19 protein-coding genes are annotated in these 15,853 nt (G+C 75.7%); 15 read left to right on the top strand and 4 right to left on the bottom strand.

The features are described from left to right. Position 1 precedes the first annotated feature (1 nt). From ACI791_RS12330 to ACI791_RS12315, 4 genes are all read left to right on the top strand, one after another. Complete coding sequence (locus ACI791_RS12330) at positions 2–841, top strand: cytochrome c biogenesis CcdA family protein (protein ID WP_456586294.1); 840 nt, start codon at positions 2–4, stop codon at positions 839–841. Further along, positions 838–2,451: a cytochrome c biogenesis protein ResB gene (resB, locus tag ACI791_RS12325; RefSeq protein ID WP_456586293.1), complete on the top strand. Its 1,614-nt coding sequence runs from the start codon at positions 838–840 to the stop codon at positions 2,449–2,451. Before ACI791_RS12330 ends, resB begins: the two co-directional genes overlap by 4 nt. After that, positions 2,444–3,409 (top strand): c-type cytochrome biogenesis protein CcsB, encoded by a 966-nt coding sequence (gene ccsB, locus ACI791_RS12320; protein WP_456586292.1) that lies wholly within the window; start codon positions 2,444–2,446, stop codon positions 3,407–3,409. Before resB ends, ccsB begins: the two co-directional genes overlap by 8 nt. A gap of 125 nt (positions 3,410–3,534) precedes the next feature. Then, entirely contained in the window at positions 3,535–3,822 is a 288-nt protein-coding gene (locus ACI791_RS12315; protein WP_456586291.1) for a hypothetical protein, read from the top strand. Positions 3,823–3,883: 61 nt separating this feature from the next. On the opposite strand, the gene ACI791_RS12310 is transcribed toward ACI791_RS12315, so the two are convergent. Beyond that, positions 3,884–4,096: a hypothetical protein gene (locus ACI791_RS12310; protein WP_347058080.1), complete on the bottom strand. Its 213-nt coding sequence runs from the start codon at positions 4,094–4,096 to the stop codon at positions 3,884–3,886. A gap of 105 nt (positions 4,097–4,201) precedes the next feature. Between ACI791_RS12310 and ACI791_RS12305 the strand changes: the two genes are divergently transcribed. Together ACI791_RS12305 and ACI791_RS12300 are read left to right on the top strand one after the other, a co-directional pair. Next, positions 4,202–4,630, top strand: coding sequence for an Lrp/AsnC family transcriptional regulator (locus ACI791_RS12305; RefSeq protein WP_456586290.1), 429 nt, complete (start codon positions 4,202–4,204; stop codon positions 4,628–4,630). Further along, positions 4,623–4,946, top strand: a complete 324-nt coding sequence (locus ACI791_RS12300; RefSeq protein ID WP_347058079.1) for a DUF4229 domain-containing protein — start codon at positions 4,623–4,625, stop codon at positions 4,944–4,946. The genes ACI791_RS12305 and ACI791_RS12300 overlap by 8 nt, the downstream gene beginning before the upstream one ends. A gap of 4 nt (positions 4,947–4,950) precedes the next feature. Here ACI791_RS12300 and ACI791_RS12295 read toward each other — a convergent pair whose 3' ends face one another. Beyond that, positions 4,951–5,820 (bottom strand): 1,4-dihydroxy-2-naphthoate polyprenyltransferase, encoded by an 870-nt coding sequence (locus ACI791_RS12295; RefSeq protein ID WP_347058078.1) that lies wholly within the window; start codon positions 5,818–5,820, stop codon positions 4,951–4,953. Between the two features lie 2 nt (positions 5,821–5,822). Next, complete coding sequence (gene menE / locus ACI791_RS12290) at positions 5,823–6,950, bottom strand: o-succinylbenzoate--CoA ligase (RefSeq protein WP_456586289.1); 1,128 nt, start codon at positions 6,948–6,950, stop codon at positions 5,823–5,825. 107 nt (positions 6,951–7,057) lie between these two features. On the opposite strand from menE, the gene ACI791_RS12285 reads away from it, so the two are divergent. Further along, positions 7,058–8,029, top strand: a complete 972-nt coding sequence (locus tag ACI791_RS12285; RefSeq protein ID WP_456586288.1) for an o-succinylbenzoate synthase — start codon at positions 7,058–7,060, stop codon at positions 8,027–8,029. Beyond that, positions 8,026–9,714, top strand: coding sequence for a 2-succinyl-5-enolpyruvyl-6-hydroxy-3-cyclohexene-1-carboxylic-acid synthase (menD, locus tag ACI791_RS12280; RefSeq protein ID WP_456586287.1), 1,689 nt, complete (start codon positions 8,026–8,028; stop codon positions 9,712–9,714). The genes ACI791_RS12285 and menD overlap by 4 nt, the downstream gene beginning before the upstream one ends. 1 nt (position 9,715) lies before the next feature. On the opposite strand, the gene ACI791_RS12275 is transcribed toward menD, so the two are convergent. Continuing rightward, positions 9,716–10,960, bottom strand: coding sequence for an isochorismate synthase (locus ACI791_RS12275; RefSeq protein ID WP_456586286.1), 1,245 nt, complete (start codon positions 10,958–10,960; stop codon positions 9,716–9,718). Positions 10,961–10,995: 35 nt separating this feature from the next. Here ACI791_RS12275 and ACI791_RS12270 point away from each other — a divergent pair, with 35 nt between their 5' ends. From ACI791_RS12270 to ACI791_RS12240, 7 genes are all read left to right on the top strand, one after another. Then, positions 10,996–11,769: a demethylmenaquinone methyltransferase gene (locus ACI791_RS12270; protein ID WP_456586285.1), complete on the top strand. Its 774-nt coding sequence runs from the start codon at positions 10,996–10,998 to the stop codon at positions 11,767–11,769. Positions 11,770–11,892: 123 nt separating this feature from the next. Beyond that, complete coding sequence (locus tag ACI791_RS12265; protein WP_456586284.1) at positions 11,893–12,429, top strand: hypothetical protein; 537 nt, start codon at positions 11,893–11,895, stop codon at positions 12,427–12,429. Continuing rightward, positions 12,420–12,698: a hypothetical protein gene (locus ACI791_RS12260; RefSeq protein ID WP_456586283.1), complete on the top strand. Its 279-nt coding sequence runs from the start codon at positions 12,420–12,422 to the stop codon at positions 12,696–12,698. Before ACI791_RS12265 ends, ACI791_RS12260 begins: the two co-directional genes overlap by 10 nt. A 432-nt stretch (positions 12,699–13,130) precedes the next feature. Beyond that, positions 13,131–13,790 carry a phosphoribosyltransferase gene (locus ACI791_RS12255; protein WP_456586282.1) on the top strand — a complete coding sequence of 220 codons (660 nt, stop codon included), beginning with the start codon at positions 13,131–13,133 and terminating at the stop codon, positions 13,788–13,790. A 258-nt stretch (positions 13,791–14,048) separates the two neighbouring features. Beyond that, positions 14,049–14,414, top strand: a complete 366-nt coding sequence (locus tag ACI791_RS12250) for an NADH-quinone oxidoreductase subunit A (RefSeq protein WP_456586281.1) — start codon at positions 14,049–14,051, stop codon at positions 14,412–14,414. A gap of 13 nt (positions 14,415–14,427) precedes the next feature. Next, positions 14,428–15,099: a NuoB/complex I 20 kDa subunit family protein gene (locus ACI791_RS12245; protein ID WP_456586280.1), complete on the top strand. Its 672-nt coding sequence runs from the start codon at positions 14,428–14,430 to the stop codon at positions 15,097–15,099. Next, entirely contained in the window at positions 15,096–15,848 is a 753-nt protein-coding gene (locus ACI791_RS12240) for an NADH-quinone oxidoreductase subunit C (protein WP_347058071.1), read from the top strand. Before ACI791_RS12245 ends, ACI791_RS12240 begins: the two co-directional genes overlap by 4 nt. Positions 15,849–15,853 lie beyond the last annotated feature (5 nt).

Raw genomic sequence — 15,853 nt, 5'->3', positions numbered from 1 at the left:
CATGGGGGAGACGTTCGCCGGCCTGGTCACCGACGGCCCGATGCTCGTGGCGGCGGGCGTGGCCGCGCTGGTCGGGCTGATCAGCTTCGCCTCGCCCTGCGTGCTGCCCCTGGTGCCCGGCTACCTGTCCTACGTCACCGGGCTGGTCGGCAGCGGCACCCGTGCTCCGGCGCCCGCCGCGGATGGCACGGCCGCCGGCGCCACCGCGACCGCCACCGCCACCGCGGTGCGCGCGCCGGCCGACGAGCGCGCCCCCCGCGGCCGGATGGTGCTCGGCGCGCTGCTCTTCGTGCTGGGCTTCAGCGCGGTGTTCATCGCCTTCGCGACGGCGTTCGGCGGCCTGGGCCGGCTCGTCCTCCAGTACGCCCGCACCGTGGACGTCGTCTTCGGGCTGATCACCGTGGTCGTCGGGCTGGCCTTCCTCGGCTGGCTCCCGCTGCTGCAGCGCACCAGGAAGCTGTCGGTCCGCCCCGCGGGGGGGCTGGCCGGCGCCCCGCTGCTGGGCGTCGTCTTCGGCGTGGGCTGGACGCCGTGCCTCGGCCCCACGCTCGGCGCCGTCTACTCGCTGGCCGTCAGCGAGGCCTCTGCCGGGCGGGGCGCGGTGCTCGGCGTCGCGTACTGCCTCGGCCTCGGCGTGCCCTTCGTGCTGGTCGCGCTCGGCGCCCGGTGGGCGGTGGGGGCCACCACGTTCCTGCGCCGGCACGCCGCGGCGGTGACCCGGATCGGCGGTGTCGTCCTCGTCGTCATCGGGTTGCTCCTGCTCACCGGCGCCTGGACCGAGATGATGAGCTGGCTGCGGTCCTGGCTCGCCGCGAACGGGCTCGCGGAGACCTCGCTGTGAGCGTCGAGGCGCCCCCGCGGCCGGCGACGCCCGTTCCGCCGGCCGGCCCGTCCGCGGGCCGCCGGGTGGGCGGGCTGCTGCTGCGCTGGTGGCGGCGGCTGACCGCGATGCGGACCGCGATCGTCCTGCTGTTCCTGCTCGCCCTGGCGGCGGTGCCGGGTTCCCTGCTGCCGCAGCGCTCGCTGTCGCAGAACAACGTGAACCAGTACTTCGCCGACCACCCGGACCTGGCGCCGGTGCTCGACCGGCTGTACCTGTTCGACGTCTTCAGCTCACCGTGGTTCGCCGCGGTGTACCTGCTGCTGTTCCTCTCGCTGATCGGCTGCGTGATCCCGCGGGCCCTGGAGCACGCCCGGGCGCTGCGCACCCCACCGCCGCCCGTGCCGCGCAACCTGCTCCGGTTGCCCGACTCCGGCGAGCTGCGCAGCCCGCTGGAGGGGCCGGCCGCCCTCGACGCCGTCGAGGAGGAGCTGCGGGTGCGGCGCTACCGCGTCGTGCGCCGCGACGGCGCCCGCGGCCCCGAGCTGTCGGCGGAGAAGGGGCACCTGAAGGAGACCGGCAACCTGGTCTTCCACCTGTCCCTGCTGGCGCTGCTGCTCGGCCTCGCCGGCGGAAAGCTGTGGGGCTACGAGGGCAGCATCCTGGTCACCGAGGGCCAGGGCTTCTGCAACGCGTTCCAGCAGTACGACACCTACTCCTCGGGCCCACTGGTCGACAGCGGAGACCTCAGCCCGCTCTGCGTGGACCTCGAGCAGTTCCGGGCCGAGTACGAGGAGAACCTCACTGCGGCGTCGTTCACCGCCGACATCCGCTACGGCGAGCCCTCCGCCGAGGGGCGGCCGACCACCATCGGCGTCAACGATCCCCTGCGGATCGACGGCGACCGGGTCTACGTCACCGGCCACGGGTTCAGCCCGACGTTCACCGTCAGCGTCCCCGACGGCACGACGTTCTCCGACCTGACCGTGCCCTTCCTGCCCACCGATCCCACGTCGATGGCCAGCGAGGGTGCGGTAAAGCTCCCCGACATCCCTGGGCGGGAGGAGCAGCTGGCGCTGGAGGGCTTCTTCGCGCCCACGGGGTTGGTGCAGGGCGGTGTGCTGACGTCGGTCGACCCGCGGCCGCTGGCCCCGCAGGTCGCCGTCGTGGCCTACTCCGGCTACCTGGGCCTGGACTCCGGCCTTCCGCAGTCGGTGTACTCCCTGGACGCGAGCCAGATCGAGCGCGGCCGGCTCAGCGAGGTCGGCTCGGCGAACCTGTCGGTGGGCGAGTCCCTGGACCTGCCCGACGGCACCCGCATCACCTTCAGCGGGGTGAAGGAGTTCGCCGCTCTGCAGTTCTCCCACGACCCCGGCCAGATCTGGGTGCTGGGCTCGGCGATCACCCTGCTCGCCGGTCTGCTGGGCATGCTGCTGCTGCGCCGGGAGCGGGTCTTCGCCCGGGCCGGGCCTGCCCGTGACGGCGGCGGTACCGTGCTGACGCTGGCCTCGCTGACGCGCGGCGGCGAGAACGGCTCCCGGTTCGCCACGCTGTCCGACGACCTGCGGGACGCGCTGAGCGCCGCACCCGCCCGCACCGCACCCGAACCGGAGGTCCCCCCGCGTGACTGACTCCTCGCTGGCCGAGCTGTCCGACAACCTCTTCTCCGTCAGCGTCGCGCTCTACTCCGTCGCGCTGCTCGCCTTCTGCGCGCAGCTGGCCTTCGGTCGGCGCACCCAGCGCAGCCGCGAGCTGGCCGGTGTCGGCGGCGGGCCGGTGCCCCCCGCGGCCCGCGCCGTCCCGGCCGGGCACGACGCCCCGGAGACGGCCTGGGGCACCCGCTGGGGCCTCCTGGGGATGGCGCTGACCGCGCTCGGCGCGCTGGCCCACGCCGGCGTCCTCGTCGCCCGCGGCATGGCCACCGACCGTCTGCCGTGGGGCAACATGTACGAGTTCGCCACGGCCGTCGTGCTGGTCGCCGTGGTCGCCTACTTCGTGCTGGCCGTGCGGCAGCCCTCGCTGCGGCACATCGGCGTCTTCGTGCTCGGCCCGGTGATCCTCGCGATGGTCGGGATCGGGCTGTTCCTCTACACCGAGGCCGGGCCCCTGGTCGCCGCCCTGCGGTCGAGCTGGCTGGGCATCCACGTGAGCAGCGCGATCCTGGGGTCGGGCATCTTCCTGGTGAGCGGCATCGCCAGCGCGCTCTACCTCGTGCGCACCCGCCGCGACGCCGGGGCTGGCGGCACCGGCGGGGGCCTCATCGACCGGCTGCCGTCCGCCGCGGGGCTGGACCGGGTGGCGCACCGCACAGCCGTCTTCGGTTTCCCGATCTACACCTTCGCCATGATCGCCGGCGCCATCTGGGCGGAGAGCGCCTGGGGCCGGTTCTGGGGCTGGGACCCCAAGGAGACCTGGATGTTCATCTCCTGGGTCGTCTACGCCGGCTACCTGCACGCCCGGACGACGGCGGGGTGGCGGGGCCGCCCGGCGGCCTTGGTCAACGTGATCGGGCTGGCGGTCGTGCTGTTCAACCTGCTCTACGTGAACATGGTCTCGACCGGGCTGCACAGCTACGGCGGGCTGGACTGAGCGATCGGTCACCGCCCCCCGTCCGGGGCACCATGCGGCGCGGGGCGGTGACCGATCTGCGTCCGCGTGCTTCCATGCACCCATGGAGCTGACCAGCAGCGCACGGGCCCGTCAGGAGGCGCGGCGTGGGTAGGCACGCGGCGGCTGACGAGGCTCCGTCGCATCCGCTCGTGGCGGCCGCGCTCGCCGGCCGGGAGGCCGACGGCCCGGGCGCGCACCGCGGGAGCCCGCAGGGGACCGTGGAGCAGGGCGACCTGGGTTGGCCGGGCGGCCCGACCCGCCAGGGTGGCGGCGGCCTCGGCTGGCCCGGGGACGCCGACGGCGGCGCGCCGGACGCCGAGCCGGCCGAGGGCACGGCTGACGCGCCCCCGCGCCGCGGGTGGCGCCGACTGTTCGGCGCGCCGGCGGCCTGAGGAAGACGTCGTCCCTACCCCTCACAGGCTCGGGGCCGGCCCCGGTGGGGCCGGCGGAGCACTACGTGGGGGAGCCGTCGTCCCGCCGCGCCCGGCGCTCGAGCTCGCGCAGGAACTCCGGGTCGTCGTCCGGGGCGACGAAGCGCACCGGGCCACGAGGCTTCTGCGGACGGCGCGCCGGTCGGGCACGACCCTCCGGGTCGGCGTTCGCCGCGGCGCGGACCACCAGGCCCACGACCACCACTGCCATCACGAGAACCACCAGGAACAACACGGGCCCACCCCCTCGTCGGCACCCAGCGTACGTCCGCGGCGATACTCGGTGCCGAGAATCGGGCGATCCCCGTGCGGGGCAGGACGGAGAACCACCATCGACGCCGTGGACCGGCAGCTCATCGACCTGCTGCGCGCCAACGGCCGGGCCAGCTACGCCGAGCTGGCCCGGCAGGTGGGCCTGTCCTCGCCGGCCGTGCACGAGCGGGTGGGCAAGCTCGAGGCCGCCGGCGTGATCACCGGGTACCGCGCCGTCGTCGACCCCCCGGCGGTGGGCCTGCACGTCACCGCGCTGGTGAGCGTGATCGAGAGCGACGCGGTGGACGACACCGGCATCGAGGCCGGCCTGCGCGAGATCCCCGAGGTGGAGGACTGCTGGCGGGTCGCCGGCAGCGAGGGCTACGTGCTGAAGGTGCGCGTGACCGACATCCCGGCACTCGAAGCGGCCATCGATGCGTTGAACCGGATCAGAGGGGTCGCACGCACGAGGACGACGGTCGTTCTCTCGACCAAGTGGGAGGGCCGTCATGGCTGAGCACAACCCGACCGCCGGCGCACCGGTGAGCCCCGCGGGGGGCACCGCGACGCCGCCGAAGGTCCTGCCGTGGCTGGTGATCTACACGGTCGGCCGGTTCGCGATCGCCGCGGCGCTGGTGCTGGTCCTCTGGTGGGCGGGCCTGGGCAGCTTCCCCGGGCTGCTCTTCGGCCTGCTGCTGTCGATGCCGGTGTCCTATCTGCTGCTGCGCCCGTCGCGCGAGCGGCTGACCGAGGCCCTCGCGGCCCGCAGCGTCGCCCGGCGCGCGGCCAAGGAGGACCTGCGCGACCGGCTGAGCGGCGGCGGCGCGCAGTAGCCGCTCAGGAGAGGGCGAGCCCCGCGCCTAGCAGCACGCCGGTGACGAGGGTGAGCAGCCCGGTGGCCTGGAGCACCGCGACGAGCGCGGGGCCGCGGCCACCGGCCAGCACCGTGCGGATCGGGGACAGCGCCAGCGGCGCGGCGGCCAGGCCGAGCAGCGCCCACGGCCGGGGGACACCGATGGCGGCGATGACCAGGAACGGCACGACCAGGAGGGCGGCGAAGGCGAGCCGGGTGGTGCGGTCGCCGAGCAGCACCGCCAGGGTGCGCTTGCCCACCCGCCCGTCGCCCTCGATGTCGCGCAGGTTGTTGACCACGAGGATCGCCACGACGAGCAGCCCGATCGGCACGGAGGCCGCGAACGCCAGCCCCGGCAGCGTGCCGGTCTGCACGAACGTCGTCCCGACGACGGCGACCAGCCCGAAGAACACGAAGACGAAGACCTCACCGAGGGCCCGGTAGCCGTACGGCAGCGGGCCGCCGGTGTAGGTCCACGCGGCGGCGATGCAGACGGCGCCGACCGCGACCAGCCACCAGCTCGACAGCGCCGCCAGCGCCAGCCCGGCGACCCCGGCGACGGCGAAGGACAGCAGCGCCGCCGTCAGCACCTGCCGCGGCGTGGCCGCGCCCGAGCCGACCAGCCGCATGGGGCCGACGCGGTCGGCGTCGGTGCCGCGCCGGCCGTCGGAGTAGTCGTTGGCGTAGTTGACCGCGACCTGCAGCGCGAGCGCGACGAGCAGGGCCAGCAGCGCCGGCCCGGGCCGGAACCCGTCGAGGGCCGCGGCGGCCCCGGTCCCGACGAGCACGGGGGCGAGCGCCGCGGGCAGCGTGCGCGGGCGGGCGCCGGCCAGCCACTGGGCGGGGGTGGCCATGGTCAGTGCGCTCCCTCGGGGATCGATGCGGCGACCGCACGGCGGTCGGGCTTGCCGGTGTGCAGGAGGGGGACGCCGGCGACCAGGTGCAGCTCCCGCGGGGCGGCCGGCGGACCGAGCCGCTCGGCCACCCACGGGCGCAGGTCGGGCAGCGCCGGCTCCGCGCCGGGGGCCGGGACGACGGCGGCGACGACCCGCTGCCCCCACTCCGGGTCCGGTCGGCCGAACACCACCGCGTCGGCGACGGCGGGGTGCTCCCGCAGCGCCGCCTCCACCGCGGCGGGCGCCACGTTCACCCCGCCGGTGACGACGACGTCGTCGAGCCGGCCGTGCACGGTGAGCCGGCCGTCGGCGCCGAGGGCGCCGGCGTCGCGGGTGCGGAACCAGCCGCCGGTGAACGCCGCCGCGGTCGCCCGCGGATCGCCCCGGTAGCCGAGGGCCAGGGTGGGCCCGGAGAGCTCGATCCCGCCCTCGGTCACCCGCACGCCGACACCGTCGAGGGGCGCACCGTCGTAGACGCAGCCGCCGGCCGTCTCGGTCATGCCGTAGGTGGTCACCACGGCGACCCCGTCGGCGCGGGCGCGGTCCAGCAGCGCCGGATCGGTGGCCGCGCCGCCGACGAGGACCGCGTCGAAGGCGCGCAGGGCGCCGGGCTCGGTCTCCAGGGCCCGGCGCAGCTGGGTGGGGACCATGGAGGTGTAGCGGCGGGTACCGGCCGGCATGCGGGCGACGGCGTCGGTCAGCGTCTCCCCGGCGCCCAGCCGGACCGCCGGCCGCCCGGCCAGCAACGCGCGGCAGAGCACCTGCAGCCCGGCGATCGCCGACACCGGCAGGGCGAGCAGCCAGCTGCCGGGGCCGCCCAGCCGGGCGTGCGCGGCGGCCGCGGAGGCCCGGACCGCATCGGCCGGCAGCAGCACGCCGCGACCGCCGCCGGTGGAGCCGGAGGTGACGACGACGAGGTCGGCGCCGGGCTCGAGCGGTTCGTCGGGACGCAGTGCGTCGCGGGCCGCGTCGACCACCGCGGGCGGCCCGTCCGGCAGCACGGCGAGCGGGCGGACGCCGTCGAGGGCGGCACGGACGTCGTCGTCGGAGAGGTCGGCCGCAGCCACCAGAGTCAGCTGCCGGACCACGAGGGGCGAGGATACGTTGGCCGCGCCGCAGGCCCCGGCCGTCGGCCTTGTCCCGGGCGCCGTGCGCGAGGCGGGGAGGACGGGCTCCTCTCACTACGCTGATCACCATGACCGCCGCCCCCGCCCCCGCCGCCGCTTCGCCGGCGGGGATCACCGGCCTGGCCGTCTACGAGGTGCCGATGCGCACCCGGTTCCGCGGCATCGACGTCCGCGACGGCGTGCTGCTGCGCGGCCCGGCCGGCTGGGGCGAGTTCTCCCCCTTCTGGGACTACGACGCCGTCGAGAGCCGCCGCTGGTGGGCCTCGGCCGTGGAGTCGGCCGTCGAGGGCTGGCCGGCGCCGGTGCGCGACGCCGTGCCGGTGAACGTGACCGTGCCCGCGGTCGACGCCGAGCGGGCGCACGCGATCGTCCGTGCCTCCGGCTGCCGGACGGCGAAGGTCAAGGTCGCCGAGCCGGGGCAGACGCCGGCGGACGACCTCGCCCGCGTGGAGGCGGTGCGCGACGCGCTGGGCGCCGGAAAGGCGATCCGGGTGGACGCCAACGCCGCGTGGGACGTCGACACCGCCGCCGCCCGGATCGGCGAGCTCGACCGGTTCGGCCTGGAGTACGTCGAGCAGCCGTGCGCGTCGCTGGAGGAGCTGGCCGCGCTGCGCCGCCGGATCGACGTGCGGATCGCCGCCGACGAGCTGGTGCGACGGGCCGACGACCCGCTGCGGGTCGACCTGCGCGAGGCCTGCGACGTCATCGTCCTCAAGGTGCAGCCGCTGGGCGGGGTGCGGGCCGCGCTGCGGGTCGCCGAGGCGCACGGCCTGCCGTGCGTCGTCTCCTCGGCGCTGGAGTCCTCGGTCGGGATCGCCGCCGGCGTCGCGCTGGCCGCGGCTCTGCCCGAGCTGCCGTTCGCCTGCGGGCTGGCGACGGTGGCCCTGCTCGCCGGCGACGTGAGCGGGAACCCCCTGCTGCCGGTCGACGGCGTGCTGCCGATCGGCCCGCGGGAGCCCGACCGGCTGTCGGCGGTGGCCGCGGGCCCGGGGACCACCGGCCGCTGGCTCGCCCGGATCGCCGAGGTGCGTGCCGCGTGAACCCCGCCACCGCGTTCGCCCGCGTGCTGGTCGACGAGCTGGTACGCGGCGGCGTCACCGACGCCGTCCTCTCACCCGGCTCCCGGTCGGCGCCCGTGGCGCTGGCCCTCGCCGCGGCCGAGTCGAACGGCCGGCTGCGGCTGCACGTGCGGATCGACGAGCGCACCGCCGCCTTCCTGGCGCTCGGGCTGGCGAAGGCCACCGGCCGGCCGGTGCCGGTGCTCACCACGTCCGGGACCGCGACCGCCCACCTGCACGCCGCCGTCCTCGAGGCCGACGCCAGCGGGGTGCCGCTGCTGGCGCTGACCGCCGACCGGCCGCCGGAGCTGCGGGCCACCGGCGCCAACCAGACGATCGAGCAGGCCGGCCTGTACGGGACCGCGGTGCGCTGGTCGGCCGACGTCGGCGTCCCCGAGCCCGGCCGCGCGGCCGAGCAGAACCGCTACTGGCGGTCGGTGGTGACCAAGGCGCTCACGGTGGCCGCCGGCACGCTGTCGGCCGACCCCGGCCCGGTGCAGCTCAACCTCGCGCTGCGCGAGCCGCTGCTGCCCGACGAGGAGCCGCCGGCCGGGCTCGCCGCCCCCTGGGCCGGCCGCCCCGGAGGTGCGCCCTGGACCGCGGCGGAGCCGTCTGCCGGCTGGGCGGCGCGGGCGCACCGGCTGCCGCCGCGGACGCTGGTGATCGCCGGTGACGGGCCGCTGCACGCCGCCCCCGGGCTCTCGGAGGGCTCGGCGTGGCCCGTGGTCGCCGAGCCGAGCAGCGGGTTCTGGGGCCTGCCGGGCTCGATCCGCGGTGGCGTGCTCGCGCTCGGTGCGGCCGGCTGGCTGGCCGCGCACCGGCCCGAGCGGGTCGTGGTGGTGGGCCGGCCGACGCTCTCCCGGCCGGTCAGCGCGCTGCTGGCCGACCCCGCCGTTCCGGTGGAGACGGTGAGCGCCTCCCCGCGGTGGGCCGACGCCGGCCGGTCGAGCACCGCCGTCCGGCGGCTGTTCGCCGGTGCCGAGCCCGACGAGCCGGTGGACGAGCCGTGGGTGGCTGCGTGGCACGCCGCCGCCGATCGGGTGGGCGCCGCCGTCGACGCGCTGCTCGACGAGGCGCCGGCGCTGACCGCCGCCCGGCTGGCCCGCGACGTCGTCGCCGCCCTCCCCGCGGGCGCCCTGCTGGTGCTCGGCTCCTCGACCCCCGTGCGCGACGTCGACCGGCTGGCGGTGCCGCGCGCCGACGTCACCGTGCTCGCCAACCGCGGGGTCGCGGGCATCGACGGGACGATCTCGACCGCGGTGGGCGCGGCGCTGGTGCACGGCGGCCCGGCGTTCGCGCTGATGGGCGACCTGACGTTCCTGCACGACCTGACCGGGCTGCTGCTGGGCGAGGGCGAGCGTCGGCCCGACCTCACGGTGGTCGTGCCCGACAACGACGGCGGCGGCATCTTCGCCCAGCTCGAGCCGGGGCAGGACCGCCACGCCCGCGACTACCGCCGGGTGTTCGGGACGCCGCACGGACGCGACCTGGTGGCGGTCGCCTCGGCGCTCGGGTGGGCCGCGTCGCGGATCACCGCGGCCGAGGAGCTCCCCGGCGCGCTGGCCCTCGGCGGCCCGCGCGTGGTCGTCGTCCGCACCGACCAGCGGGCCGAGGCGGCGCTGGCGACGGATCTGCGGGCGGCCGCCGCGCAGGCGCTGGGGGAGTAGCTCAGCCCTCGAGCGCGGCCTGGAAGGCAGCGAACTTCGACTGGGTCTCGGCGAGCTCCGCGGCCGGATCCGAGCCGGCGACGATGCCGCAGCCGGCGAACAGCCGCGCCCCGTCATCGCCGACCAGCTCGGCGCAGCGCAGCGCGAGCCCGAACTCGCCGTCGCCGGCCGCGTCGAGCCAGCCCACCGGCCCCGCGTACCGGCCGCGGTCCATGCCCTCCAGCTCGCCGATGAGCGCCGCGGCGTCCGGCGTCGGGGTGCCGCACACGGCGGCGGTGGGGTGCACGGCGCCGACCAGCTCCAGCAGCCCGGCGGAGTCGCGCTGGGTGCCGACGACGTCGGTGGCGAGGTGCCGCACGTTCGCCAGCGTGAGCAGCTCCGGCTCGGCCGGTGCCGTCAGCTCCCGGCAGTACGGCTCCAGCGCGCGCACCAGGGAGTCGACGGCGAGCGCGTGCTCGGCGCGGTCCTTGGCCGAGTTCAGCAGCGCCTCGGCCAGCCGCTCGTCCGCGGCGCCCGCCCCGCGCGGCGCCGTTCCGGCCAGCACACGGGAGAACAGCCGCCGGCCGGTGCGGCGCAGCAGCAGCTCGGGAGTGGCGCCCAGCAGGCCGTCGACGGCGAAGGTCCAGCAGCCCGGGAAGCGGGCGGCCAGCCGGCGCAGCATCCGCCTGGGATCGAGCGGGACGTCGGAGGAGACCAGCAGGTCGCGGGCGAGCACGACCTTCTCCAGCTCGCCGGCGTCGATGCGGACCACGGCGGCGGCCACCGCGGCGCACCAGCTCGCGGGGTCGAGCGCGCCGTCGGCGTAGCGCAGCCGGGGAGCCGGGCCGTCGTCGGCCGGCGCCGACTCCGGCAGGTCCGGGGCGGCCCCGACGGCGGTGATCCAGCCGACGCCGTCCCGCCGTCCGACGACGACCTCGGGGACGACGAAGACCGACGTCCCGGCGGCGGGGTCGAAGGCGATGCTCGCGAACACCACCGGGCCCGAGCCCGGGACGCGAAGCTCGTCGGCGACGTCCAGGCCGGCGGCGAACCGGTCCCACCAGTCGGCGGCCTCGGCGAGCGCGTGGGGGCCGGAGACCTCCAGCCGCGCCGCCTCGCCCCAGCCGACCAGGCCCTCGCCGTGGCGGACCCAGGACAGGCCACCGCGGGCCGGGAGCAGGCCGAGCAGCTCGCCGGCCGTGTCGGACCGCACCGTGGTGACGGTGCGCGACGCCGCTGCCGGGGAGGTCAGGGCGGCCGCTGTCACGCGATCAGAGTAGGAGGGCTTGTAGCGTCCACGCCGTGGCAGACCGGCGAGAGACCGCCCACAGGACCCCTTCCGGGACCCGCGCCGAGCGTGCGAGGGGCGGGGAGGACGGGGTCCTGCCACTGCGGGCCGGGCTGGACAAGCGACCGGCCGAGGTCGCGGCCATGTTCGACCGCGTGGCGAAGCGGTACGACGTCACCAACACCGTCCTCTCCGGTGGTCTGGACGCCGGCTGGCGGCGGGCCACCCGGGAGGCGCTCAGGGCCCGGCCGGGGCAGACCGTCCTCGACGTCGCGGCAGGGACCGCCGTCTCGACCGTCGAGCTCGCCGCAGGGGGGGTCACGGCGATCGCCTGCGACTTCTCGCAGGGCATGCTCCGCGCCGGGGCGGCCCGGCCGGTGCCCAAGGTCGCCGGGGACGCGATGGCGCTGCCGCTGGCCGACGAGAGCGTCGACGCCGTGGTCATCTCCTTCGGCCTGCGCAACGTGGCCGACCCCGACGCGGCGCTGCGCGAGTTCTCCCGGGTGACGAAGCCGGGCGGCACGCTGGTGGTCTGCGAGTTCTCCAGCCCCACGTGGTCGCCGTTCCGCACCGTCTACACCGAGTACCTGATGAAGGCGCTGCCCCGCATCGCCCGGGCGGTGAGCAGCAATCCGGAGGCCTACGTCTACCTCGCCGAGTCGATCCGCGCCTGGCCCGACCAGGCCACGCTCGCCGGCCGCCTGCAGGACGCCGGCTGGGTCGACGTCGCCTGGCACAACCTGACCGGCGGGATCGTCGCGCTGCACCGGGGCCGCAAGCCCACCTGACCTCGGCGCCGAGTTCGTGCTGGTCAGACTGGGGAAGTGTCGTACTCCGGCGTTGGCGTGGTGGTGTGTTCGACGGCTGGGGCGTGGACCTGACGGTGGTCCCGCGCGGTCAGGCCACCGTGAGTGGGGCCGGCGCGGTTGGCCGAGGCGCTGCCGGTCGGGTCGATGCCGGAGGCCGAGCTGTCGCTCGAGCTGCAGCGGATCCAGCAGCTGAAGGCCGCGGTGTGCCCGGGTGGGCTCTGGGCGCCGGCCGGGGGGTCGCTGGAGGTGGCGGTCACCGACGAGGCCGCCGGTGTGCTGCTCGCCACGGCCACCAGCGCGGAGCTGGCACGGATCGCCCGCTGCGGGTGCCGCGAGCACCCGGACGGTGGCCAGGGCACGGCCCCCAGGACGGACCGGTGCGGTTGCCCGGTGCTGGGTGCACCGCCGACCGTGGACGGTCACGCCCCGGGTGTCGAGCAACGACGGTTCCAACGGCAGCGGGACCGTGGCTGCCGGCATCCCGGTTGCGGGCAGCCGGTCGGCCGCACCGACCTCGACCACGTCACCGCCTACGGTGCGGGCGGCTCCACCGACTGGGACAGCTCCGTCGACTCCGAGGACACCCTCGACCGGGCAACAGTGGCCAGCCAGGCGCTACCGTGCCTCCGATGCGCTTGACCATCGTCATGGTCGCGGACATCCCGAGTGGAGCCGACGCGGGCTTCCAGGCGTACGAGTCCGCAGTTCTGCCCCTCCTTCCGCGTCACGGCGGTCGCCTCGAACGACGCCTACGAACTGGCGACGCGCTCACGGAGGTCCACATCGTCTCCTTCGCGTCGCACGACGGCTTCGCGTCCTACCTGGCCGACGAAGAGCGGCAGTCGCACAAGGGGCTGTTGGACGGCCTCGGCGTCACCCAGCGCGTGCTTCTCGTCGACGACGTGTAGGTGCCGTCGCACACGCGCGCGGCTGGCCCCGCCCACCCATCCGACCGCCCGGGGCGGCATCCCTACAGCTGGCGCCGCAGGCCGCCGGGGAGCCCCGGGGGCCGCGCGGGAGGCGGGCGGAGCGGACCCTCGACGGGCGGAGGAACGGCCGACCCGGTGGCACGCGCCGTAGGGCGCGCCTCTCGACTCGTCCTAGCGAAGGATCTCGCCAGCCAGGGTGACACCTGGCTGGCGAACCTGTGCTGCTCTGCCGGCGCCACCGCCCTCACCGGTGGGACCTGTCGACCCGCCACCGTTCCGACGATGTCGCCGGGCGCCCGGACGAGCGTGCGAAGGGTGGGGGAGGACGGGGTCGCTGTTCTAGCGTCGGACCATGACGAGCACACCTGTTCCGCCGACCGGGCCGACGCCGGCGTCGCCGTAGCGGTGGCCGTGCCCCCTCCCCGCTACGCCGACCGGGCCGACGCCGGCCGAGCGCTCGCCACCGCCCTCGCCGGGCGGGCGGACGCACACGCCCTGGTCCTGGGTCTGCCCCGCGGCGGCGTGCTCGTCGCCGCCGAGGTGGCCGCCGCCCTCGGCGCTGACCTCGACGTCCTCGTCGTCCGCAAGCTCGGCGTCCCCGGGCACCCGGAGCTGGCGATGGGCGCCATCGCCGCGGTCGGCGGCGCCGTCGAGACGGTGTGGGTCCGCCGGGTCCTCGACCGCGCCGCGCCCGACCCCGCCGCGGTGTCGGCGGTGCACGACCGGGAGCTCGCCGAGCTCCGCCGGCGCACCACCGCCTACCGCGGCGCCCGGACGGCACCGGTGGTCGCCGGCCGCCACGTCGTGCTCGTGGACGACGGCCTGGCCACGGGGGCCACCATGCGCGTCGCCGTCCGGGCTCTCCGGCGGAGCGGCCCGGCGCGGATCACCGTGGCCGTTCCGGTCGGCCCGCCGGAGTCCGTCGCCGAGCTGACCGGCGTGGTCGACGAGGCGGTGTGCCTGCAGGCGCCGGCCGGCTTCCGCTCGGTCGGGCAGGCCTACGCCGACTTCTCCGACACCCCGGACGAGGAGGTCCTGGCGGCGCTGGACCGAGGGGGGGCTGTCGGCTAGATCACATCGCGGCCTAGACTCGGACCGAGCACCTTGTGAACCTTTTCACAAGGTCACGGGACTCGGGCGACGGACCGGAGGTGGCGGCGTGACGCAGGCCTCGATCGAGCGCACGGCCCACGACGTCGTGGTCGGCGCCGGACCGACTGACGCCGGCGACGTGAGGGGGCTCGGTGTGGCGACAGGTCGTCGACCCGATACGGACGCTCCGTGGTCGAAGTGTGACCCGCCCGTGACCGAGATCACCCTAGGGTGGCGATGATGCTCTCGACCTACGTCCCGATCGTCGGGCTCTTCGCGCTGGCCGCGGCGTTCGCGCTGTTCTCGGTCGCCGTCGCCCCATTCGTGGGCCCCCGCCGGTACAACCGCGCCAAGCTGGCGGCCTACGAGTGCGGCATCGAACCGGTCGACCAGCCGCTCACCGGCGGCCGGTTCCCGGTCAAGTACTACCTGACCGCGATGTTGTTCATCGTCTTCGACATCGAGATCGTCTTCCTCTACCCGTGGGCCGTCGCCAACGACGCCCTGGGTGTGTGGGGCCTGGTCGCGATGGTCGTCTTCATCGGCACCGTCTTCCTCGCCTTCGCCTACGAGTGGCGGCGCGGTGGGCTCGAGTGGGACTGACAGGGAGCACCTGATGGGACTCGAGGAGAAGCTGCCCAGCGGCGTCCTGCTGACCAGCGTGGAGAAGCTGGTCAACTGGACCCGCAAGTCGTCGCTGTGGCCCGCGACGTTCGGCCTGGCCTGCTGCGCCATCGAGATGATGGCCTCCGGGGCCGGCCGGTACGACCTCGCCCGGTTCGGGATGGAGGTCTTCCGCGCTTCGCCGCGGCAGGCCGATCTGATGATCGTCGCCGGCCGGGTGAGCCAGAAGATGGCGCCGGTCCTGCGGCAGATCTACGACCAGATGCCCGAGCCCCGGTGGGTGCTGGCGATGGGGGTGTGCGCGAGCTCCGGCGGCATGTTCAACAACTACGCGATCGTGCAGGGCGTCGACCACGTCGTCCCGGTGGACATGTACCTGCCCGGCTGCCCGCCGCGGCCGGAGATGCTCATGGACGCGATCCTCAAGCTGCACCACAAGATCCAGCACGAGCCGCTCGGCGAGAAGCGGGCCCGCCAGCTCGAGCGGGAACGCCAGGACGGCACCGCGAAGGACCTCCTGGTCGAGATGCCCTCGACGGTCCGCGTCGACAAGGCCGCCCGCCGCGCCTACGAGCAGGCCGCCGCCGAGGGCCGCACCGGTCAGTTCGGCATCGAGCAGCGCGGCGGGAACGCCGTCCTCCTGCCGAGCGAGCGCACGCGATGAGCAACGACGGCGGCTCGAACGTCGTCCCCGGCCGCCAGGAGGCCGGATACGACGACAGCACGGCGCCCTCGGGCGGCTTCCGGAAGGGCGCGTTCGGCGTCTCCGGCAGCGGCGACACCTCCGGGTTCGGTGGCCTCGTGCGGGTCGAGCCCGGTGGTGCGGTGGCGCTGCACTCCACCGAGCGGCCCTACGGCAGCTACTTCGACGAGGTCACCGACGCGCTGATCGAGGCCGTCGGGGAGGCGACGTACGCGGCCGCGGTCCAACGGGTGCTGGTCGACCGCGGTGAGATCACCTACTTCGTCGCCCGCGAGCACCTGCTGACCCTCGTGCAGCCGCTCCGCGACGACGAGGCCCTGCGCTTCGAGCTGTGCAGCAGCGTCTCCGGCGTCGACTACCTCGACAGCGGTGGCCCGGCGGTGGCTCCCGGCCGGCCACGGCTGCACGTCGTCTACCACCTCACGTCGATGACCTACCGGCGCCGCATCCGCCTGGAGGTGGCGGTGAGCGCGGAGGACCCGCACGTTCCGTCGATCACCGCGATCTACCCGACGGCGGACTGGCACGAGCGGGAGACCTGGGACATGTTCGGCGTCGTCTTCGACGGCCACCCGGCGCTGACCCGGATCCTCATGCCCGACGACTGGGACGGCCACCCGCAGCGCAAGGACTACCCGCTCGGCGGGATCCCGGTGGAGTACCACGACGCGACGGTCCCGCCGCCGGACACCCGGAGGGCCTACCGATGAGCACC

The organism is Blastococcus sp. SYSU DS0973, from assembly GCF_054051055.1.
Note: the sequence above shows the minus strand (reverse complement) of the source record. Positions and strands in the feature narration are given on the sequence as shown.

Coding starts and splice junctions, on each gene's coding strand:
- ACI791_RS12260 (WP_456586283.1), top strand. CDS start 12,420: ATGCGCTTGACCATCGTCATGGTCGCGGACATCCCGAGTGGAGCCGAC.
- ACI791_RS12240 (WP_347058071.1), top strand. CDS start 15,096: ATGAGCAACGACGGCGGCTCGAACGTCGTCCCCGGCCGCCAGGAGGCC.
- ACI791_RS12285 (WP_456586288.1), top strand. CDS start 7,058: ATGACCGCCGCCCCCGCCCCCGCCGCCGCTTCGCCGGCGGGGATCACC.
- ACI791_RS12330 (WP_456586294.1), top strand. CDS start 2: ATGGGGGAGACGTTCGCCGGCCTGGTCACCGACGGCCCGATGCTCGTG.
- ACI791_RS12245 (WP_456586280.1), top strand. CDS start 14,428: ATGGGACTCGAGGAGAAGCTGCCCAGCGGCGTCCTGCTGACCAGCGTG.
- ACI791_RS12250 (WP_456586281.1), top strand. CDS start 14,049: ATGATGCTCTCGACCTACGTCCCGATCGTCGGGCTCTTCGCGCTGGCC.
- ACI791_RS12295 (WP_347058078.1), bottom strand. CDS start 5,820: ATGGCCACCCCCGCCCAGTGGCTGGCCGGCGCCCGCCCGCGCACGCTG.
- ACI791_RS12300 (WP_347058079.1), top strand. CDS start 4,623: ATGGCTGAGCACAACCCGACCGCCGGCGCACCGGTGAGCCCCGCGGGG.